The organism is Peterkaempfera griseoplana (assembly GCF_001418575.1).
In the GTDB taxonomy this organism is placed as follows: Bacteria; Actinomycetota; Actinomycetes; order Streptomycetales; family Streptomycetaceae; genus Peterkaempfera; species Peterkaempfera griseoplana.
In genome coordinates, this window is sequence record NZ_LIQR01000355.1 from 1 (window position 1) to 19644 (window position 19644).

The 19644-nt window shown below is 69.0% G+C and carries 20 protein-coding genes and 6 pseudogenes; 12 read left to right on the forward strand and 14 right to left on the reverse strand.

Annotated elements, in window-relative coordinates; all coding sequences use genetic code 11:
- On the forward strand, positions 1-1440 hold a 1440-nt coding region (locus AOK09_RS41385), incomplete at its 5' end, for a galactose-binding domain-containing protein (RefSeq protein WP_217698480.1).
- Between the two features lie 820 nt (positions 1441-2260).
- Here the strand turns inward: AOK09_RS41385 and AOK09_RS25115 are convergent.
- Both AOK09_RS25115 and AOK09_RS25120 read right to left on the reverse strand, forming a co-directional pair.
- A pseudogene (locus AOK09_RS25115) lies at positions 2261-2557 on the reverse strand (alcohol dehydrogenase); the annotation flags it as partial.
- 708 nt (positions 2558-3265) lie between these two features.
- The gene (locus AOK09_RS25120) at positions 3266-4099 is read right to left on the reverse strand and encodes a helix-turn-helix domain-containing protein (protein WP_322973212.1); all 834 of its coding nucleotides are present in this window, start codon (positions 4097-4099) and stop codon (positions 3266-3268) included.
- 147 nt (positions 4100-4246) lie between these two features.
- On the opposite strand from AOK09_RS25120, the gene AOK09_RS25125 reads away from it, so the two are divergent.
- From AOK09_RS25125 to AOK09_RS25140, 4 genes are read left to right on the forward strand one after another with little or no spacing between them, the layout of a single operon-like run.
- Positions 4247-4840 (forward strand): non-oxidative hydroxyarylic acid decarboxylases subunit B, encoded by a 594-nt coding sequence (locus AOK09_RS25125; RefSeq protein WP_055589520.1) that lies wholly within the window; start codon positions 4247-4249, stop codon positions 4838-4840.
- Between the two features lie 47 nt (positions 4841-4887).
- The gene (locus tag AOK09_RS25130) at positions 4888-6315 is read left to right on the forward strand and encodes a non-oxidative hydroxyarylic acid decarboxylases subunit C (protein WP_055589521.1); all 1428 of its coding nucleotides are present in this window, start codon (positions 4888-4890) and stop codon (positions 6313-6315) included.
- 32 nt (positions 6316-6347) lie between these two features.
- On the forward strand, positions 6348-6593 hold the full coding sequence (locus tag AOK09_RS25135) for a non-oxidative hydroxyarylic acid decarboxylases subunit D (protein WP_055589522.1): 246 nt from the start codon (positions 6348-6350) through the stop codon (positions 6591-6593).
- Positions 6594-6633: 40 nt separating this feature from the next.
- Positions 6634-6954, forward strand: a complete 321-nt coding sequence (locus AOK09_RS25140) for a hypothetical protein (RefSeq protein WP_055589523.1) — start codon at positions 6634-6636, stop codon at positions 6952-6954.
- A gap of 166 nt (positions 6955-7120) precedes the next feature.
- Here the strand turns inward: AOK09_RS25140 and AOK09_RS25145 are convergent, their stop codons facing one another.
- Both AOK09_RS25145 and AOK09_RS25150 read right to left on the reverse strand, forming a co-directional pair.
- Positions 7121-7945 carry a TIGR03619 family F420-dependent LLM class oxidoreductase gene (locus tag AOK09_RS25145; RefSeq protein WP_055589524.1) on the reverse strand — a complete coding sequence of 275 codons (825 nt, stop codon included), beginning with the start codon at positions 7943-7945 and terminating at the stop codon, positions 7121-7123.
- Positions 7942-8631 carry an alpha/beta fold hydrolase gene (locus AOK09_RS25150; RefSeq protein WP_055589525.1) on the reverse strand — a complete coding sequence of 230 codons (690 nt, stop codon included), beginning with the start codon at positions 8629-8631 and terminating at the stop codon, positions 7942-7944. The genes AOK09_RS25145 and AOK09_RS25150 overlap by 4 nt, the downstream gene beginning before the upstream one ends.
- 64 nt (positions 8632-8695) lie before the next feature.
- Between AOK09_RS25150 and AOK09_RS25155 the strand changes: the two genes are divergently transcribed.
- Positions 8696-9070, forward strand: coding sequence for a MerR family transcriptional regulator (locus tag AOK09_RS25155; protein WP_055589526.1), 375 nt, complete (start codon positions 8696-8698; stop codon positions 9068-9070).
- A gap of 349 nt (positions 9071-9419) precedes the next feature.
- On the opposite strand, the pseudogene AOK09_RS42460 reads toward AOK09_RS25155, so the two are convergent.
- Positions 9420-9602: pseudogene (locus tag AOK09_RS42460) on the reverse strand (IS5/IS1182 family transposase); the annotation flags it as partial.
- Between AOK09_RS42460 and AOK09_RS43770 the strand changes: the two are divergent.
- Positions 9603-9941 (forward strand): annotated as a pseudogene (locus tag AOK09_RS43770) (site-specific integrase); the annotation flags it as partial.
- Here AOK09_RS43770 and AOK09_RS25170 read toward each other — a convergent pair.
- Positions 9869-10330 (reverse strand): annotated as a pseudogene (locus AOK09_RS25170) (MFS transporter); the annotation flags it as partial. The pseudogenes AOK09_RS43770 and AOK09_RS25170 sit on opposite strands and share 73 nt — an antisense overlap.
- On the opposite strand from AOK09_RS25170, the pseudogene AOK09_RS25175 reads away from it, so the two are divergent.
- Positions 10293-10844 (forward strand): annotated as a pseudogene (locus AOK09_RS25175) (DUF5937 family protein); the annotation flags it as partial. The pseudogenes AOK09_RS25170 and AOK09_RS25175 overlap by 38 nt on opposite strands.
- A 418-nt stretch (positions 10845-11262) precedes the next feature.
- Positions 11263-11469: pseudogene (locus AOK09_RS43880) on the forward strand (transposase); the annotation flags it as partial.
- Positions 11470-11492: 23 nt separating this feature from the next.
- On the opposite strand, the gene AOK09_RS25180 reads toward AOK09_RS43880, so the two are convergent.
- Entirely contained in the window at positions 11493-11981 is a 489-nt protein-coding gene (locus AOK09_RS25180) for a MarR family winged helix-turn-helix transcriptional regulator (RefSeq protein ID WP_245687470.1), read from the reverse strand.
- Between the two features lie 67 nt (positions 11982-12048).
- Here AOK09_RS25180 and AOK09_RS25185 point away from each other — a divergent pair, with 67 nt between their 5' ends.
- The 3 genes from AOK09_RS25185 (at position 12049) to AOK09_RS25195 (ending at position 14891) form a co-directional block, all read left to right on the forward strand.
- The gene (locus AOK09_RS25185) at positions 12049-13764 is read left to right on the forward strand and encodes an MFS transporter (RefSeq protein WP_079063405.1); all 1716 of its coding nucleotides are present in this window, start codon (positions 12049-12051) and stop codon (positions 13762-13764) included.
- Complete coding sequence (locus AOK09_RS25190; RefSeq protein WP_055589529.1) at positions 13761-14075, forward strand: hypothetical protein; 315 nt, start codon at positions 13761-13763, stop codon at positions 14073-14075. Before AOK09_RS25185 ends, AOK09_RS25190 begins: the two co-directional genes overlap by 4 nt.
- 381 nt (positions 14076-14456) lie before the next feature.
- The gene (locus AOK09_RS25195; RefSeq protein WP_055589530.1) at positions 14457-14891 is read left to right on the forward strand and encodes a hypothetical protein; all 435 of its coding nucleotides are present in this window, start codon (positions 14457-14459) and stop codon (positions 14889-14891) included.
- Positions 14892-15030: 139 nt separating this feature from the next.
- Here AOK09_RS25195 and AOK09_RS40400 read toward each other — a convergent pair whose 3' ends face one another.
- The 7 genes from AOK09_RS40400 to AOK09_RS25225 all read right to left on the reverse strand — a co-directional run.
- Entirely contained in the window at positions 15031-15558 is a 528-nt protein-coding gene (locus AOK09_RS40400) for a hypothetical protein (protein WP_157876028.1), read from the reverse strand.
- A gap of 135 nt (positions 15559-15693) precedes the next feature.
- Positions 15694-16083: a hypothetical protein gene (locus tag AOK09_RS25200; RefSeq protein ID WP_055589531.1), complete on the reverse strand. Its 390-nt coding sequence runs from the start codon at positions 16081-16083 to the stop codon at positions 15694-15696.
- Between the two features lie 44 nt (positions 16084-16127).
- Positions 16128-16888 (reverse strand): IS5 family transposase gene (locus tag AOK09_RS38180; RefSeq protein ID WP_169797064.1). Its coding sequence is split into 2 segments (ribosomal slippage): positions 16128-16597 and positions 16597-16888, totalling 762 coding nucleotides; the frame shifts between segments, so codons are not numbered across the junction.
- Positions 16889-17077: 189 nt separating this feature from the next.
- Positions 17078-17374, reverse strand: coding sequence for a transposase (locus tag AOK09_RS40405; RefSeq protein WP_079063406.1), 297 nt, complete (start codon positions 17372-17374; stop codon positions 17078-17080).
- Positions 17375-17575: 201 nt separating this feature from the next.
- Positions 17576-18604, reverse strand: a complete 1029-nt coding sequence (locus tag AOK09_RS25215) for a hypothetical protein (RefSeq protein ID WP_245687471.1) — start codon at positions 18602-18604, stop codon at positions 17576-17578.
- Between the two features lie 362 nt (positions 18605-18966).
- On the reverse strand, positions 18967-19212 hold the full coding sequence (locus tag AOK09_RS25220; protein ID WP_055589532.1) for a DUF2283 domain-containing protein: 246 nt from the start codon (positions 19210-19212) through the stop codon (positions 18967-18969).
- 38 nt (positions 19213-19250) lie between these two features.
- A partial coding sequence (locus AOK09_RS25225) for a transposase family protein (protein ID WP_157876029.1) occupies positions 19251-19644 on the reverse strand: 394 nt, incomplete at its 5' end.

Consider the following 19644-nt stretch of genomic DNA (forward strand, 5'->3'; position numbering starts at 1 on the left):
GCCCCCGACACCCCCGCCCCGCTGGTGAACGACGCGGCCAACCCGCTCCGGCAGGGCTACCCACGCCCGATCACCTCCTACACCTGGCGCTTCGACAACCCGTGGAACGCGATCGACGGCAAGACCTGGTTCAACGAGGTGCCGGAGAACACCCGATGGACCAACTACTCCTCGCCCAACGGGCAGGACTGGTACGGCGTCGACTTCGGCGTGCCGACCCCAGTGAGCGACATCCGCTGGTACGGCTACGACGACGGCGGAGGGGTGCGTCCGGCCGCCGACTACCGGCTGCAGTACTGGACCGGCAGCGACTGGGCCGACATCCCCGGCCAGCAGCGCGAGCAGGACCGGCCGGTGGGCAACGGCCCCAACCGGATCACCTTCCCGACCGTCACCACCGAGCGCGTCCGGCTGCTGTTCACCAACCCGCAGGGCGCCTTTGTGGGCGTGAGCGAGTTCCAGTCCTGGGCGCCGTCCAGCCGCGACGCGGCGGTGACGGTCGGCCCCCGGAACAGCGACGGCGCGGTACCGGTGGACGGGCCGACCACGGTGGCGGTGACGGTCACCAACACCTCCGGCCGGCGGCTGCTCGACCCCGCGGTCTCGCTGGCGGTGCCGAGCGGCTGGACGGCGGCCCCAGTGGCCGGCTCCGGGCGCGACGAGGCGATCGCCCCGGGCGGTTCGCTGATCCGCCGGTTCACGCTCACGCCGCCCGGCGACGCGTCGGGCGTCGACAGTCAACTGGTGGCCACCGCGACCTTCCGCACCAAGGACGGCACCGCGCTGAGCACCCACACCCGACAGCTGCTCACCGTGGCCTTCGACCCCGACGCCTACCCCCGGCAGCAGGTGCTCGACGACTTCGGCAGCGACAGCACGGCGCAGTACACCGCGCGCCGGCCGTTCCCGGGCGAAGTGGTTCCTGGTCTCTCGGTGCATGACGGGGCGCTGCAGGCAAGCGCCGCCCACCGCTTCTTCACCCTGCTCGACCAGGGAACCAGCCCGGCCTCGGCCGACTCGGTGATGATCGTCGACCCGTCCTCCTTCATCGGCACCGCGACCAACGAGGACAGCCTGTTCGTGGGTCTGGTCCGGGACGACACCACCTATCTGGGAGCCTGGTACAACAACACCCACCACAGCTCCGGGATCGACGTACGCGTCAACGGGCAGCTCAACCCCGGCGGCACCGGGGCCTGCTGCGCCTCGGTGACCCTGGTCCCCGGTGACCGCCTCGCCTTCCAGACCCACGGCACCTCGGTGACCTCGTGGGCGGAGCACGACGGCCACTGGCAGCGGCTGGCCTCGGTGGATGTCGGATCGGTCGTCGACCTGTCGAATCCGTCCGTACGCGCCTCGTACCACGTGATGTTCGGGGTCCGCGGCGACGCGGGGACCGTGGCGGTGGACCGGTTCGAGGCACGCAGCACCGACGGCTGAGCGTCGTGCGAGGATGGGCGGCGGTCCTCCGGGTGTGCGAAAGGTGAGGAGCGGCACGGGTGTCCGAGAGCAGCAACCCGCTGGCGGAGCAGCGTCGGGCGCTGATCGTGGACGAGGTGCGCCGCCGCGGCGCGGTGCGTAGGCCCTCCCGCTGGCGTAGTGGTGGGCGCCGTCGACCTCCAGGATCACGCGCTGCCCCTGGGACAGGAGCAGGAGGAAGTCCATCCGGAAGCGCAGCAGGGCGTCGCGGCCGCGCTGGGCCACGGTCTTGTGGTCCCAGTGCAGCCAGACCCGGGCGTGTGGAAAATTCCGACCGCACAGGTCGTGCAACATGCAGCCACTGCGCCGGGAACGTGCCTCGCCGGATCACGGAACGCCTTCCAGGCCCGACCGGTCACACTGTTCGGTCCGATCGCAGTTCAACTGGCGGCCCGTTCAGCCCACATGTGGGTCCCCGGGCGAGCTGACCAGTGCGTTCTCGGTTGAACAGCTGGCCTTTGCCGCGCCGATATCCCGCACACGGATCCCGCACGCGCCCACCGTCTGCTCAACCCCAGGAGTGCCGTTCAGTACGCGGGTACCGAATCCGGCCGGCTCCCGCGCCGTTGCGGGGCCAGCCATCGGTCGGGAAATCGATCACGCGGACGAGCAATGCCACAGCCGTCGATCGCCGCTGGCCTTGATCTCGGACATCATGTCCCCTCGACTGAGCTCCGAAGTCCTGGCCTACCAGGGAACGAGTAACTCTCGCCGGTAGGAGTCCAGGTACGGGCGCAGCAACCACGGATCCGGTCGCGCGGGTGGTGATCAGTGGGCCCTGTCAGCCGGCCGACGGGGTGAGGCTGGCGCGGTCGAACGGGCCACCGTGCTCGGCGGCGTACGTGACGGCCTCGTTGACGGCGTCGAGGCCGAACGCCCGGACCCGTTCGGGGGCGAGATCCAGAGCGCCCGAGGCGAGGAGCCGGATGATGCCGACGTTGGCCGTCCGCGGGTACATCCACTGCCCGCGCACGGTGATGGAGTTGCGCATGATCCACGGGTACGGGAGCGAGAGGTCGTCGCCACCGAGCATGCCGACGCCGCCCATGAGGACGACCCGGCCGTACTCGCGGACCGCTGGTGTCGGCCTCGCGCAGCATGCGGGCCGGCGGCCAGGCACGGTCGCTCTCGGCCACCGCCGCGGCCACCCGCACGAGCGCGTCCGACGGGTCACCGATGGCGATGCGCCCGAACGGGGCACGGGCGGCCTCGTCGGGGTCGTCGGTGACTGCGTGCACGCTCACGCCGGGCCGCAGGAAATCGTCGTCGCTCGGGGAGCGGAAGACGGGCGCTCCCGAAGCAGACCACCGTGTCGTACTGCCCCAGGATGTCCGCGACCGCGCCCGCTGCTGACGGGAGTTGCCCCTGGTAGCAGCGGTGCCGGGTCGGGAACGGCGAGCAGGGCGGGCTGGGCGCGATCCAAAGGGACCGCTCTTCCGCGGCCCGTTTCACCCCCTACACGAAGAGCCACCCGCGAAACCGACACCTGGCCCGAACTTTTTTCTCAGCAAGATCACCATGAGCAGATGCAGCCCGCAACCGGAGCGGATGGCGCCTGGAGGTCCACGGCCATGCTGCACATCCGAGGCACGCGAAGTCGGGGCACTTCGCGCGGCGGGGGCATGTCGGCGACGGGTGACAACGGACCGCTGGACGGCAGCTGGGTGCCGGTCATCAGACTGAGCCGACGTCCGTACGAGGCATCGGAGCGTGACCCTCATACAGGACGCAAGCCGGCCGACCACGGCATGACACTTGTCGTGGAAGGCGTATTGCGGTGCCGAGTTCACCGACGCGGCGGCGAGTCCTCGCGGAACGCGCCGGGCGTCGTCCCGGCCCGCAGCCGGAAGAACTTCGTGAAGTCGCTGGCGTCGGCGAAACCGAGGCGTCCCGCCACCTCCCGCGCCGGCAGGTGGCTGTGCCACAGCAGACGTTTCGCCTCCAGCACCACCCGGTCGTCGACGTACTGCTTGGCGGTGCGGCCCGTCGCCGCAAGCGTGGCGCGGCTCAGCGTGCGCGGGCTGTAGCCGAGCGCCGCCGCGTAGTCCTCGACCCGGCGGGTCACCGCGTAGTCCCGCTCGACAGCCACGTGGAAACGGCGAAACGTCTCCGAGGCGACCGGGCCCGGCTCCGGATCGCGGACGTGCGCGAGGCGCACCACCAGGACCGACAGCAGGGCGCGCAGCACCTCGGTGTGGGACTCCAGCGGAAGGGATGCCATCGCCTCGTACTCGTACCCGAGATGGTCCAGCGCCCGCCGCACCCCTTCCGCGTCCGGCCCGCGTGGCGTCAACGGCCGCTGCTCGTACGGTGGATCCATGTGCGCGGCCGAGACGGTCGCGGGAGGCAGGAATCCCGGCTGGAACAGCACGATCACCCCGTCCGCCGCCACCAGGTCGGGGCCGAACCGCTGCACCTGCCCCGGCCGGATCCACAGCCATGACCCGGGCTGCAGCTCCTGCTCGACGAAGTCCACCCACATCCGCACCGGCCGCGCGCAAGCCCCGATCAGCTGGTGGAAGGCAGGCCGGAGCGGCTGGTACGGATCGTTGCCGTGCCGCCGGGAGCGCTCGTGCAGACCGGCCAGCTTCATCACCTCGACCCCGGTCGGCGCGCCCACGGTCGGGGTGTACTCCAGGGGCCTCACATCGGGGTGCCGGTCAGGGTGTCCTTTTTTCCCCATGGCGAGTCCATAGCCTACCGCCTCCGCGTCCGCGCCGCCTCCTAGGCTGAAAGTGCAGGTCAGCAACGTGTGAGGAGAGATCCAGTGCGATTGGTGGTAGGCATGACCGGAGCGACGGGTGCTCCGTTCGGTGTCCGGCTCCTGGAGAACCTGCGGGAGCTTCCGGACGTGGAGACCCATCTCGTCCTCTCCCGCTGGGCGCGCACCACCATCGAGCTGGAGACCGGCCTCTCCGTCGCCGAGGTGTCCGCACTCGCCGATGTCACTCACCGGCCCGAGGACCAGGGCGCGACCATCTCCTCCGGTTCCTTCCACACCGACGGCATGGTCATCGTGCCGTGCTCCATGAAAACCCTGGCGGGCATCAGGACCGGGTACGCCGAGGGACTCGTGGCGCGTGCCGCCGACGTCGTCCTCAAGGAGCGCCGCAAGCTCGTCCTGGTCCCTCGCGAGACGCCGCTGAGCGAAATCCACCTGGACAACATGCTTGCTCTCGCTCGCATGGGCGTGCAGTTGGTGCCGCCCATGCCCGCCTTCTACAACCACCCTCGGAGCGTCGACGACATCGTCGACCACGTCACGGCCCGCATCCTCGACCAGTTCGACCTGCCCGCGCCCGCCGCCAAGCGCTGGGCGGGCATGCGCGAGGCCCGCACAGCCGTCCGTGACGCCGCCTGAAGTGCGTAAAGACCCGGCCCGCCCCGTACAACGCAAAGGAATTGACCATGGCCTACGATGATCTGCGCAGTTTTCTGAACGCCCTGGACGAAGAGGGGCAGCTGCTGCACATCACCGACGAGGTGCTGCCCGAGCCCGATCTGGCGGCGGCCGCCAACGCGACGGGCCGTATCGGTGAGAACGCGCCCGCCCTCTACTTCGACAACGTGAAGGGTTTCACCGACGCCCGGATCGCGATGAACGTGCACGGCTCCTGGGCCAACCACGCACTCGCCCTCGGTCTGCCGAGGCACACCCCGGTCAAGGAGCAGGTGGAGGAGTTCGCGCGCCGTTGGGACGCCTTCCCGGTCGCGCCCGAGCGCCGTGAGGACGCGCCCTGGCGGGAGAACTGCCAGGAGGGCGCGGACGTCGACCTCTTCTCCGTGCTGCCTCTGTTCCGCCTCAACGACGGCGACGGCGGCTTCTACCTCGACAAGGCCGCCGTCGTCTCCCGCGACCCCCAGGACCCGGAGAACTTCGGCAAGCAGAACGTCGGCACGTACCGCATCCAGGTCATCGGCGCCAACCGCCTCGCGTTCCAGCCGGTCCCCATGCACGACGTCGCCCAGCACCTGCGCAAGGCCGAGGAGGTGGGCGAGGACCTGCCCATCGCCATCACTCTCGGCAACGACCCTGTGATGGCGATCGTCGCCGGGATGCCGATGGCGTACGACCAGAGCGAGTACGAGATGGCGGGCGCGCTGCGCGGGGCGCCCGCGCCGATCGCCACCGCGCCGCTCACCGGTTTCGACGTGCCATGGGGCAGCGAGGTCGTGATCGAAGGCGTCATCGAGTCGCGCAAGCGCCAGATCGAGGGCCCCTTCGGGGAGTTCACCGGCCACTACTCGGGCGGTCGCCGCATGCCCGTCATCCGCGTGGACCGCGTCTCGTACCGCACGAACCCGGTCTTCGAGTCGCTCTACCTCGGCATGCCCTGGACCGAGTGCGACTACCTTGTCGGCCCCAACACGTGCGTGCCGCTGCTCAAGCAACTGCGCGCCGAGTTCCCCGAGGTGCAGGCCGTCAACGCCATGTACACGCATGGCCTGATGGTGATCATCTCCACGGCCAAGCGGTACGGCGGCTTCGCCAAGGCCGTCGGCATGCGCGCGATGACCACGCCGCACGGCCTCGGTTACGTCTCCCAGGTGATCCTCGTCGACGAGGACGTCGACCCCTTCAACCTCCCGCAGGTCATGTGGGCCATGTCCGCCAAGGTCAACCCGAAGGAGGACGTCGTCATCATCCCGAACCTCTCGGTCCTCGAACTCGCACCCGCCTCCGAGCCCGCCGGCATCACCAGCAAGATGATCATCGACGCGACCACGCCGGTCGCCCCCGACGTCCGCGGCAACTTCTCCACCCCGGCCAAGGACCTGCCCGAGACCGCCGAATGGGCGGCCCGGCTGCAGCGCCTCATCGCGGCCCGCCGCTGACACCCCCGAAGCCCGCCGAAAGGACAACTCCCGTGACCAGCACACCCAGTGAATGCCCCCGCTGCGCCCACGAAACGATCGAACAGCTCTTCACCTCACCCGTCCCCGGCGTGTGGGACGTGCTCCAGTGCGGTCGCTGCCTCTACACCTGGCGCACCACAGAGCCGGCCCGTCGCTCCCGCCGCGACGCCTACCCCGACAACTTCAAGCTGACCGAGGCGGACATCGACAACGCGATCGAGGTACCCAGCGTCCCCCCACTGGCAAGCCGCGGCTGACGATGCCGGATCCGGCACACAACGAAGGGATCCGGTTTCCATGACATCGCCTGATTCGGCCGTCTCCGACCCGCCGGACACGCTCATGTGGGAAGTCCGCGCCGAGCCGGGCCGACGACAGGAGTTGCTCGCCTGGGTCGAGGAGCGGGCACTGCCCGAACTCGTTGGCCGCCTCGGCTTCCTGCGCGCCGACATCTACTGTGGCGGACAGGATCGCGTGGTAGTCGTCGCCCGCTTCGACACGGTCCACGCCCGGGTCAGCCACGCCCCGGTCAGGCTGCCCGACCCGCCGTCCGATGTCCTCACCCGTCCCGTGCATCAGTGGCCGTTCCGCTTCCACCGAAGCGTGTCGCCCCGATGAGAACTGTCCGCTGACCGGCGCTCTTGCACGCCGTCCCCTCCGTTGCGGAAGCGCGGCATCAAGCCGGCAACGATCGCCGGGGTGTGCCACACGGCTCCGGTCCGGGCGCCGTTCGGTGGACGGTCGAGCGCACGAACGCCGGATCCATACCGCGATCCGCCGTTCGTCAGGTCGCGGCCAGCTGGACCACCCGGGCGAAGGCTGCCATCCGTCGCCCGTATCCGTCCGGGTCGCCGAAGTGCACCGCGAGGTGCTCGGCCCCGGCGGCCTGGAACGCTTCGGCGGCCCGGGCGACCTCGCCGACGGTGCCGTCTGCGCCGTGCCATTCGATCCGGGTGCCGGGCGAGACGGTGCGGCCGTTCGCATGGGCCCTCAAGTGGGCCAGACGTTCGCCGAACGCCGTCGGGTCCAGGCCGACGCCTTGCCAGAGGTCGGCATACTTGGCCGCCCGGCGCAGGGCGGCGTCGGTGACACCGCCGGTCATCACTGGTAGCGGACCGCTGGGGCGCGGTTCGAAGACCCCTGTCTCAAAGCTGTACCAACGGCCCTCGAAGGGGCCTCTGCCGACGGTGAACAGGTGCCGGAGCAGTGCGATCGCCTCGTCCGTGCGGGCTGCCCGGCTGCCGAAGTCGGCGCCGACGGCGGTGAACTCGACTGCGTCCCAGCCGATGCCCACGCCCAGGGTGATCCGCCCGCCAGACAGTCGGTGGAGGGTGGCGACCTGCTTGGCCGCCACGAAGGGGTTGCGCAGGGGCAGCACGAGCACGGAGGTGCCGAACCGGATCCGGGCGGTCGCGGCTGCCAGCCAGCCCATGGTGACCAGCGGTTCCAGGACGCCTCCGTACACCGGGCCGTACTCGCCGGGAGGCAGGATGTGATCGGGGAGCCATGCCGTGTCGTAACCGAGGGCCTCCGCCTGCTGTGCCAGGTCGACGAGCCGGCGCGGGTCGGCGTCCGCGACCTCGTTCGGGAGGACGACCTGCAGCTTCACTTTCCCTCACCCCCCACCGTCTCGGACGGCGAAAGGGCGTGGAGGAAGCCGAGGACCGGCTTCAGCCACTCCTCCGGCCGCTCGGCCATGACCACATGGTCGCTGTCGATCTCCGTGTAGCACGCGCCTCTGATCCCGGCCGCCAGGGCACGGGGGCCGGCGGGCAGGACCACGCTGTCTCCGGTCGTCGCGACGACCAGCGTGGGGACGGCGACCTCGGCCAGGTCGCCGCTGATGTCGAGGGAGGGCAGCAGATCGATCTGCGGACGGAGTGCAGGCGGCGCCTCGGCCCGCCAGCCCGGGAGGAGCGCGAGTAGATGGTCGTCGGCCCGGGCGAATCCGGCTGTGAGTACCAGTGCTGTCACCCGCGTGGGATGACGTACGGCGGCGCGCACCGCCACCGCCGTACCGAGCGAGAAGCCTGCCACCGCGAACCGCCGGAAGCCCCGCTGTACGGCGGAGTCGACGACGGCGTCCGCGAGCTCGTCGAGCTCCAGCGGGAAGGAGACGACCGGGGTGTCCCCCGAGCCCGGGTAGTCCGGGGCAACGACGGTGCGGGCAGCGGCGAGGGCGGGCAGGACCGGAGCGAAGTTCGCTTCGACGCTCCCGGTGGCGCCGTGGGCGAGCAGCAGGCCCGGACCGGTTCCGGTGACGGTGGTGGCGAGGGCTGGGAATGAATCACGCATGACTCACACGTTGACCCATCACACCAGTGTGAAGGTCAAGTCCCAGCGGCAGTGAGGAGCTTCCATGTTGATAGGCGAGCTGGCGCAGCGGACCGGAGTTGCGGCCCGGCTGCTGCGGTACTACGAGGAGCAGGGCCTGCTCTGCCCCGACCGTGACAGCAGCGGATACCGTGTGTACGCGCCCGAGGCCCCCTACGTCGTCGCCCGGATCCGGGGCATGCTGGCGGCCGGGCTGACCACCGACGCCATTCGCGGGATGCTGCCGTGCGCCACCGGCGCCGGGCCGGGGATCGACCCCTGCCCGGAAGTGCTGCGGACGATGGCCGAGCACCTGGAGCGGATGGATGCGGACATCGCCGATCTGCGCCGCCGCCGGACTGCCCTTGCCTCGTTCCGTGATGCGACCGAGGCTCGGCAGCGGCGGACGCCGACTCACTGAAGCGGTGTGACGTCCCGGAGCGTGCCGGGGTCGCCGATGTGCCCGTACGGACAGCCGACGCACCCCGCCAGGGGGTTGTTCGAACACGTCACCCCGGTTTCACGCACCGTCAGGTCAGGCGGGGGGTGGAGGAACATCCATGTCAGGTCGTGCGCTATGCCGTCGTCTCATTTGGACGGGCGGCAGAGGCGAGACCTATGGGTGCGGGTCGTTGCACGTGATGTACTGCTGCGGCGACTTCGGCCAGGGATGGGCTGGCATGAGCGGTCCGCTAGCTGGTGCAAGGGGAGGGGCGTGGGGTCTGTGGGCGGGCAGAATGAGGCCGGTGAGAGGGAGGAGTGGCCGACGTTCAGCCTTGCGCCATGAGTCTGCGGTGGCAGATGAGGCTGCAGGCGGTGGCGGTGAAGGCCAGGGAGTGTTCGGTCTTGCGTCCGTAGCGGGGGTGCAGGCGGTGGCAGCCGGCCAGCCAGGACATCGTGCGCTCGATCGTCCAGCGATGCCGGCCAAGCCGGCTCGAGGACTCGATTCCCTTGGGCCGGTGTTCGTCATACACCGCCGCCCCGGTCCGGGGAGGGTCTTCAGCCCGCGCGACGTCTGCCCGGACACAGGCCTGGCCAGCCTCTCCTACGGTCAGGCCCGCGCGCTGCTGGACGAGCACACCGCGGTGCGCGGGCCCGGAACTCGCTGGGACCTGCACGAGTACCGCCATTCCGCCCTGACTCACCTCCGTGAGCAGGGCGCGTCGCTGCTGATGCTGATGGCGAAGTCCCGGCACAAGAAGCCGGCGAACGTCCGCCGCTACTTCAAGCCGTCCCCCGAGGCGATCGCCGAGCTCACGAGCCTGCTCGCGCCCGGTGGCAGCAAGCGCTGAGCCCGCGTTCCTTGATCCTTCTCAGTGGCAACGGCGGTGGCGGAGAGCAACGTCGTAGCGGCGAGGCTGCCCCAGAGGGCGGCCTGGCCGTGGGAGGCGGGAGTGGCGATGACCGCCGGGGAGACGGCGAGGCCGAAACCCGTGGAGAGCTGGAAGCGGGCGAGGACGCGTCCCAGGACATGGGCCGGGGCGAGGGCGGTGACGAGCGCGGTGGCGCTCCCCGCGTAGATGATCTCGCCGACGGTGCAGAGCTCGGACACCGCGGCGACGGCCGGGGCACGCCAGCCGTGCCCCAGTGAGGTGGCCGCGAGGAAGCCGAGGTAGGACGCGGCGATCACCACGCCGGCGAGGGCCAGCACGATGCCCACCGACCTGCGGCTGAAGAACGACCTGTTGAAGCGTCAGGGCATCGGGGCGGCACTCGCATCGGTCTCCGGCGCCGTGGCCCTGGCGCCGGACGGCGACCGCATCGTCGTGGACAAGCTGCAGGACAACGCAATCGCCGCCCATGGCACCGGGGTCACCCTCATCCCCAGCGCCTTCGGCCGCCCGCACCTGGTGGTGGTCCACGCGCCTGGATGGCAGCCGGTGGTGCAGTACCCCGTGGCCGAGGCGAGTCCGTCGGAGCCGGTGTCGCTGGAAACGGTCACCCGCCGGCTGGAGGCACTCGCCCATCCCGTACGACTGCGGCTGCTGCGCACCCTGGCCCGTGGCCCGCACACCACCGGCGAGCTGGCCCACGCCTGGGAACTCTCATCGCCCGAGGTCTCCCGCCACCTCGCCGTCCTGCGCCGCGCGGGCCTGCTCACAACCCGGCGGCAGGGGCGTTACGTCCGTTACACCGTCAATCTGCCCGATCTGACGGCGCTGGGAGCCGACCTGCTGGCAGCCGTACTGCGCTAAGCAGCTTCGGTCTGCCAGAACGCGAGCGACCGCCGCCTTCGCAACATCGTCCAACTCGGCAGACCGCCGAGCGGTACCGGCGCGACCCCCTGCTGCCCTCGGGCAGCCGGGCAGCGGACTGGCTGCACCGCCGGACGTTCCTCCTGGCCATGCCTCCAGGGTCCTCCCATCCGGCGGCGCAGGCCAGGCCGGGTCACTCCTCGTCGGTGGCGTCCGGGTCGCGCAGCGGGCGCAGGCCGCCGGGCAGGTCGGGGAGCTGGAAGGGATGGCGTCCCGTTGCGTGCCTTGATGTGGTGTAGTCGATCACAGTCGAGGCGCACGGGGGCGCGGGTCCGTACGGATTCTGCTCCCTTCCCGCAGGGCGGGCCGCCATGCAACTCTCCCGAGTGAACGGCCAGTTCAACGCAGGAGGTACAAGGTGGCCCTGTCCCAGGATGACTTACTCCGGCTGCTGGAGTCACTACGTTCGGCGGACGGGCTTGAACTCGTCCGCGGTGTGGCCGAGCGGATGCTGCAGGAATTGATCGACACCAAGGCCACCGCGAGAATCGGCGCGGAGTGGTACGAGCACACCGACGGCCGGACCGCGTTCCGCAAGGGCCACCGGGACAAGACGCTGACCACGCCCTTGTACCAGATCCGCTCCCGTCAACGGCGCCCGGCGCGGGCCACACCGGACGTGGGGAGTCCGGGGTGCAGGTCCTGGTCGAGTCCGGCGTGCACGAAGACCCGCTTGAGCAGGGCGACGAAGGTCTGCGCCTCGTCCGGCTCCAGACTGCCGAGCAGCTCGGCCTCGAAGCCGTTGACCAGAGCCTCGGCCTCGGTGTGCAGGCTGCGGCCGGCCGGGAGCACGTGGACGGCGTGGGCGCGGCGGTCGGTGGGATGACGGCGGCGCTCCACCAGACCGCGCCGCTCCATCTCGTCTACCAGGCCGACCATCACGTTGCGGTGCACGTTCAGGGGTTCGGCGAGCTGGTGCTGGCTGCGGCCGTTCTCCTCGATGAGCAGGTTGAGCAGGCCGAACTGGCGGGGGTGGATGCCCAGCGGCGCGAGCACGTCGACGAGCTGCTCCTGCACGTGGGCGCTGAGGTGGGTCATCAGGCAGGCGGGGTGGTCGAACAGCAGTTGAGTACTCACGCACACTATGGTACCGCCGAGAAATTATCACCTTGAGAGATAGTCACTGAAAAGGCATAGTTGGAGTGTGACTCACACCATCTCCGCGACCACCCCCGCCGCCCCTCCGCCGGAGACCTCCGGTGGCGCCGCCCTCGACCCGAAGCGCCGCCTGGCCTTCGCGGTCGTCCTGATCGCCGGGTTCATGGACCTGGTCGACACGACCATCGTCAACGTCACCGTCCCGAGCATCCAGCACGACCTGCACGCCGACTACGCCCAGATCGAGTGGGTCATCGCGGCGTACGTGCTCTCCTTCGCCGCCCTGCTGGTCCTCAGCGGCCGGCTCGGCGACATCTTCGGACGCAAGCGCGTCTTCCTGATCGGCATGGCCGGCTTCACCATCGCCTCGCTGCTGTGCGGCGTCGCGGTCAACCCTGCGATGCTGATCGCCGCCCGGTTCCTCCAGGGCGCCGCGGCCGGCCTGATGGTCACCCAGATCCTTGCAATCCTGCACGTGGTCTTCCCGCCGAGCGAGCGCGGCAAGGCGGTCGCCGTCTTCGGCGGGGTCACAGGTTCCTCCGCGGTCTTCGGCCTCGCCCTCGGAGGCCTGCTCGTGCAGTGGGACCTCTTCGGCTGGGAGTGGCGCCCGATCTTCCTGGTCAACGTCCCGGTCGGGATCGCCGCGCTGATCGCCGGCGCCCAGGTGATCCGCGAGTCCCGTGCCCCGCAGCGCCCGAGGCTCGACCTGCTCGGCATACCACTGGCCATAGCCGCAGTGGTGCTCCTGGTCTACCCGCTCACCGAGGGCCGCCGCCTGGGCTGGCCGGCCTGGACCTACGGCATGGTCGCCGGCGCCCTGGTGCTGCTCGCGCTGTTCCTCGCCTACGAGAAGCGCCGCTTCGCAAAGGTCGGCTCAGCGCTGGTCGAGTTCGGGGTGTTCCGCTCCCGGTCGTTCTCGATCGGTCTGGCGGTGTGGTTCCTGTTCTGGATCGCGGTCGGCGGCTTCTTCTTCGTCTGGACGCTCTTCCTGCAGCAAGGCCTCGGCTGGACGCCGATGCACGCCGGCCTGACCGCTGCTACCTTCGCCGTCGGCGTCGGCATCGGCGCGGGCAGCGCCCCCGACAAGCTGGTCCCCAAGTTCGGCCGCGACGTGCTGGTGGCCGGCGGCATGGTCAACGCGATCGGCTTCGTCGCCTTCTCCGTCCTGGTTGCCCACTACGGCCACAGCCTCGCGTCCTGGCAGATCATCCCGGTGCACATCGTCTCCGGCATCGGCTTCGGCCTGATCGTCGCGCCGACCCTGGACCTGCTGCTCGGACAGGTCGCCGACGAGCAGGCGGGCAACGCCTCCGGCCTGCTGAACACCGTCCAGCAAATCGGCATGGCGCTCGGTGTGGCGCTGATCGGCGTGGTCTTCTTCGCCCAAGTCGGCGACGCGGCCGGCGACGCCGCCGACGAGGCCGCCCCGGTGCTGATATCCGCCCTCCACAGGGCCGGTGTCACCTCCCAGGACCAGCTGCTGGCCGACTTCCGCACCTGCGTGCGGCAGCGCGCCGACTCGGTCGACCCGAGCAAGGTCCCAGCCAGCTGCCTGAACGACGATCCGAAGGCCGCCGGCGCGTTCCGCACCAGCATCGCCCGCGCCGACTCGGTCGGCTACTCCTCGGCGTTCCGCACCATCCTGCTACTGGACGCGGGCATCCTGGTAATCGCCGCCGTCGGCTTCCTGGCCCTGCCCAAGCACTCGCGGCCCGTCAGTGCGGCCGCCGAGGACACCGAGCCCACCGAGGTGAAAGTATGAGCGATAAGAAGAACGTCCTGGTCCTCGGCCGCGAGCGGCACCTGGTCGACGCATCCACCGACCTCATCGAGGCAAACGGCTTCAACGCGGTCGGCGTGACCCGCGACGAGGAGGCCCTCGCCCTGCTGGACACCGGCCGGTTCATCGCCGTCCTGGTCGGCAGCGGCGTCGAGTGGGAGTCCCGTCCGCCGGTGCATCAGCACGCCGCCCCGCACGGTACCGCGGTCCTGCAGGCGCAGCGCATCCCGATGCAGACCGTCCAGGACCACGTCCGCCACGTGATCGTCCCGCGGTTGCTGGAGATCGCTTGACCACCAGCGCACCGTGGCCCCGGATCCGGCCGATCCCCCGCGGATCCGGGGCCTGGCACGCCTTGATGCGGCGTGTCAGCCGCCCGCCTGGGACGCCGTCCAGCCGGCCACCAGTCCCAGCGCCGCGGCGGTCGCGGCGGTCGCGGAGCCCGGCTCGGAGTTGCAGACGCACAGGTTCTGGTCAATGTCTGCGGATACCGCGAACGACTCGCAGGAGACTCGGCTCGCCGACCCGCGGATGCCTGTAGGTGCGCCGCAGCATTCTGCGGCCGTTCCACCAGGGAGCGCCGCGCCCGCCACGCTGCCGGGATCGAGCCGAACGCGTACATGTAGCTCTCTACCGACCGGACGCTGGTCGCAGGCCACCAGCGGACCAAGGGCATGACCGCGCTTGGCCCGACCCACACGCCGGCGGTCATGCCCGGCAAGACCGTGCGCCTGCAGGACGAGATCCAGTTCAACCTCCTGCACAACCGCGTCGAGACCGAGGCGTCGGTGGTGTACGCGGAGCCCGGCGAGATCGGCACCTGGTCGTGGGTGCCGTGGCAGTCCATCCGGGTGGAGGACCGCAAGAACCTGTCCTTGATCAACGCCATCGGACGGATGGCCGCAGCCCACGGCCCGGGGGGCTCGGTCGTCATGGACGACCACGGCCGGAGCGGCCAGATGTGCGTGTACCTTCCGGCCCGCCAGTGGCTGACCCAGCGACGCGCGCCCAGCCTTCACGAAGATCCATTTTTGGACGAGCTGGTTGAGCTCGTCCAAGCGTCGCGAGCGGCCCCTTTCGACGTCCTTGCAGCAGCGGCTGATGTCTGAAGTCAAACTTGGCGGGATTGCGAGCCAACGAATTCACGCGCGTTGGCATTCAACGCCGGAGCATCTCTGTGGCTTAGGTCGCAAGCGGTCCCGCCGGGACCGGGACCGCTTGCCCACAGGGAATCTTAGCCGTCTCTCTTTAGCTCTGGCAGCTAAGCAGGATGGTCCATGAAACCCAGAAAAAGAGTGCTGCGGCAGCGGTGCACAAGCTGCCGAGCGAGCGATTCAAAAATTTCAGCCGTGCGCTCGTCAAAGAGTGAGTTCGGAGGACTCTTATAACGGCTTGCAGTGCAACCTGCCGGGTAGCAAATAGGGCGCTTGGGACAGCGGAAACTGCACCCTCCGCTGCTGCTGTGACTCCAAAGCTGTGCTGCGTGGGAAGTAGTAGGGTAACGACAGCCCACACGGCTGTGACCACGAACCAAGACCATGACCTGAGGCCGAGAATCTCTGCCGCGCTGTGCCACGATCTTTCTTGGGATTTGTTGACTTTGCCCGGCGAGCTGTCGAGCGCAGCGGCTACGGCCATCGCTGCATTCTTGGCGCTGGCCGTGGCTTCATATCGGTTACCTCGCTCGATGATGAGGAAGAAGGCGTATGTGATCGCCATATCGCAGCGATCGAATGCTCCGCTTGCCCCTTCGGCAACCACCGCCACTTCTTCCACCCGTCCTTCCGGTATGAAGAGTACTCGCCGTAGCCTAGCGAACCGTATCCGTACCACTTGTCCACGGCGCTCGCGCGGCGCGTGTACCGGTGGTTGTAACGGCGGACTTGCTTAGAGCTCGTAACACGATCTTGGCTATGCGGCCGGGCGCATTCCGTAGTACGCGCTCACGGTCCTGGCCAGCTTTCGCTGGATCGCCCGGAGGATCGCGAGAGTGGCCTCGTCAGTGCGCCCGGTGGTCGTTTGCCACTCGACGCCTGAGCCGACGAGGTCGCTGACGAAGACGATCTCCGCAGCCAGAAGAGTCCGCGCCCAATCGACGGGCTTGATCGGCTCATCGTCACCCAGAGCTCGGCTCAGGAAGCGGCACTGGTCGAGCAGATCGCGAGCGTCCACGAACCCCATGCCGAAGGCGAGTTCGTCGCTGCACCGCGCGGGCCCGCCCCATTCACCGAGAGCCCGTCGCAGCAGTCGAACCTCGTCTTCGGCCAGGACCTCGCTTGGCCTCACCACGTGCTCCGACATGCGTCCCGCCTTTCCGTCCTCGTCCTCGCCGCAGGACGATCAAGCTACCCCTTCCGGAGTCTCCTCCAGCAGATGATGGAGCAAGCAAGCGAAGCAAAGGCGTCGTGGAGGTCCAGACGACGTTCCCATCGGACGGCGAACCGATTGAACTGGTGCACCAGGGCGAACATCTGCTCCACGACGTACCGCAGCTTGCCCAGGCCCTGGATGTCGGGCTGCCCCTTGCGGGAGATGACTGGCAAGATCCCGCGCCGTAGCAGTTCCTTCCGGTTGGGGTTGCTGTCGTAGCCCTTGTCGCCCAGGAGTGCGTCGGGGCGCCTGCGGGGGTGGCCGACGCGGCCGGCGACCGGCGGGACTCCGTCGACCAGGGCGAGGGTCTGGGTGACGTCGTTGACATTGGCGGCGGTGGTGATGACCTTCAGCGGGATGCCGCCGCCGTCGGTGATCAGGTGGTGCTTGCTGCCGGTCTTGCGGCGATCGACCGGTGACGGGCCCGTCGCAGAACCCCCTTTTTCGCGCGCACATGGGAGGCGTCCACGCACGCGCGACTCCAGTCCAGTTCACCGGCCGCGTTCAGCTCCGACAGCAGTTTCTGGTGCAGCCGGTCGAAGACCCCGGCTTCCTGCCATCGCTCCAGACGCCTCCAGCAGGTCTGCCCGGAGCCGAAGCCCAGCTCCAACGGCAGCTGCTGCCACGGGATTCCGACGTAGAGCACAAACAGGATGCCCCGCAGGCACAGCCGGTCGGGGACTGGTTTGGGTCCGGGCGAGCGCTCTGGCCAGGGCGGCAGCATCGGCTCGATCATCGCCCACAACTCGTCGTCCACGACCCACGGCTTGACGCTCACGTCCTCACGAACGGCTCAATCGTCCTACCGGTTACGGCTGACCTGCACCAGCCCACAAGATCGTGTTACGAGCTCTTAGCGGCCTTGCTGCGTTGACGCTTGTGGAAGCGTCCCTTGCCGCGTACTCCCTTGGAGCTCGCAACACGATCACTGGGTGTGCTTCTTCAGCCGACGCCAGCAGATGATCGCGCAGCCCAATGAGACGAGGGCGGTGTGCAGGTCCAGGCGGCGTTCCCAGCGGACGGCCAAGCGCTTGACCTGGTGGAGGAGCGCGAAGGTCTGCTCGATGACGTAGCGCAGTGTGCCCAGGCCGTGGATGTCGGGTTCGCCGCGCCGGGAGATCACGGGGAGGATGCCGCGCCGCCTGAGTTCGCGGCGGTCGGGGTTGCTGTCGTAGCCCTTGTCGCCGAGCAGTGCGTCGGGGCAGCGGCGCGGTCGTCCCACCCGGCCGGCGACGGGCGGGATGCCGTCGCCCCAGGGCGAGGGTCTGCGTGGCGTCGGGAACGTTCCCGCCCGTAGTGACGTTTCACCGCCTCGGCATGCCCGACTTCCGCCGCGCTGCCGGACGATCCGGTACTTCCCTGAAGCTCGCGGAGACCGTGCACCGATCAGAGGACATTCGGTCGCGCGGGGTGACACAACCGGTCATGCAGCCCATAGACGGATCACGCCGTCGGCGAGCTGCAGGAACTGCCGGGCGCCTGGGTGGTGATGTGCGGGGGAGAAGCCGGGAACGACACCCAGGAGCCTCCCCACGACCGGATCCCATGTCGACAGACCGGAGTCATCACAACTGAACAGGTAAGTGCCATCGCTGAAGAAGCGCCCGTTCGGACCCTCGAACGCATTGAGTTCTACGGCCGTCGGCATTCGCCACAGTCCGCCCTGACCGGTTCGACTCGTATCGAAGATCCGTGCCCCAGGCTGCATGACATCGTCGTCATCGCCGAGCCCCTCGACGGCGACCCGGACCGAGTCGATCCAGGTCATGGCGTGATCCCAGTAGTACTCCCGGCCGCACACATCCACCCGACTCGGACCGTCCTCGGACTCCCACTCGTTGCCCTCGATCCATTGGTCAAGGCCCCACACCGAGGGGACTCCGACTGGATGCCACATCCAGCCGTCGTCCAGGATCCGCTTCCCATCAGGGCTCACATACAGTGCGCCGTGGAAGTAGTCGAGGTGATGCTCCGGCACGGCATCCCCGTCGGCAGGTGCGGGGAGCAACCGATCAGTCAGCAGCACCCCCGTTTGCGCGTCCGAGACATCCAGCCGGTTCCAGGCCGAGCGGTGGACAACGACGCAACGACCACGGCTTTGCGCGAACGCCAGCGAGAACGGCACGGTCTCTTCGTGACCGCCCTGGTTGTCCAAGGTCAACGTAACCTCGCCGGTCCGCAGGTCGATCACCTCACCAAAGCGGCCGTAGTCGTTGACCACTGCAGCGAACGTGCCGTCGTGGGAAGCATGCAGGCGCCTGCGAAGCCGGTGGCCGTTCCAAGGTTCGCGGTCGGCTTCCGCCGCAATGCTGGTGGACCCGACAGCCTCGTGATCACCGGCTGCCACGTCCCACCGGTTGATCGTGCCGTCCGCGCCCAGTGCCAGCCACACATGCGGTTCGCGATCGCGCACGGGCGCCAGATCGACGATCGCACCCAAGCGCAGTGGCATCGACACCTCACGGACGGCGTCATCGCCACCCATCACCGATGACCCCCACTCCCCGAAACTGAACCGACAGCATATCCGCGGCGTGACTTACGGATTTCGTGCCAGACCGACGGCTCTGATGAAGTTCCCCGCCAGGGGGCACATCACGCACAGCAAGCCCCCGCCTCGCGACCGTGCAGCCACTTCCCTGACGGTACGACGGTACGCCCGGAGGTGACGGCTGGCGGGAAGAATTCGGCGCGGCCCAGGTACGGGGCCAGTCCTGGCCGGCGGTCACCTCGCGGGCGATGCGACGCCACTGAGCCTTTTCCAACCTGTGCTGGCGGCTGTGCAGGGTAACAATCGCCGGGCTACTCCCGGGCTCAACTGCCCTCGGAGTCCAGCCGCTCGGCGGCTTGGAGTACGTACTCGGGGAGCTTCGACGTGGCGGCTAGGACCTCGATACCGATGAGGCGGCCCTGCTCGTCGAAGTCGAGGTTGATCATGCCGTCGACATCGATCGGATCGCAGGGATAGGTATGTGCTGATCTCACGCTGACCTGCGGGTCGGTGAAGTATATGTACGCCGCGTTCACGGTCTTGTCGTAGGTGACTTTGACGTCAGGCACGATGCTGGGGTCCTTTCTGCGTTGTTGGTCCGGTTTCGTCAGTGCGCTGCGAGTTGCAGGGTGAGGACGGCCTTGACGATGGTGGTGACGCGGGTCGTACTGCAACGGAGTTTGCGCAGGAGGCGCCACGTCTTGAGGGTGGCCATGGCCTGCTCGCCGAGCGCGCGGATCTTGGCGTGGGAGGCGTTGACGGCTCGTTGGTCTGCGGAGAGTTTGTCCCAGCGGCCCCGGTAGGGGACGCGGACGGTGCCGCCTGCTCCTTGGTACGCCTTGTCCGCCCAGCAGCGGACGCCCGCTTGGGTCAGTGCGGCGGGGATGCCGTGGGTGCGGGCGGCCTTGATGTCGTGGACCGCTCCGGGCAGTGCGGGCGATGCCCAGAGCAGGCTGCCCAAGGGGTCGGTGAGGACCTGAACGTTCATGCCGTGCTTCTTG

Bases quoted from the DNA above. Each gene is read 5' to 3' on its own strand.
- AOK09_RS25130 (WP_055589521.1), top strand. From the start codon at position 4,888: ATGGCCTACGATGATCTGCGCAGTTTTCTGAACGCCCTGGACGAAGAG.
- AOK09_RS25140 (WP_055589523.1), top strand. From the start codon at position 6,634: ATGACATCGCCTGATTCGGCCGTCTCCGACCCGCCGGACACGCTCATG.
- AOK09_RS25150 (WP_055589525.1), bottom strand. From the start codon at position 8,631: ATGCGTGATTCATTCCCAGCCCTCGCCACCACCGTCACCGGAACCGGT.
- AOK09_RS25155 (WP_055589526.1), top strand. From the start codon at position 8,696: ATGTTGATAGGCGAGCTGGCGCAGCGGACCGGAGTTGCGGCCCGGCTG.
- AOK09_RS25190 (WP_055589529.1), top strand. From the start codon at position 13,761: ATGAGCGATAAGAAGAACGTCCTGGTCCTCGGCCGCGAGCGGCACCTG.
- AOK09_RS25195 (WP_055589530.1), top strand. From the start codon at position 14,457: ATGACCGCGCTTGGCCCGACCCACACGCCGGCGGTCATGCCCGGCAAG.
- AOK09_RS25200 (WP_055589531.1), bottom strand. From the start codon at position 16,083: ATGTCGGAGCACGTGGTGAGGCCAAGCGAGGTCCTGGCCGAAGACGAG.
- AOK09_RS25215 (WP_245687471.1), bottom strand. From the start codon at position 18,604: ATGCCACTGCGCTTGGGTGCGATCGTCGATCTGGCGCCCGTGCGCGAT.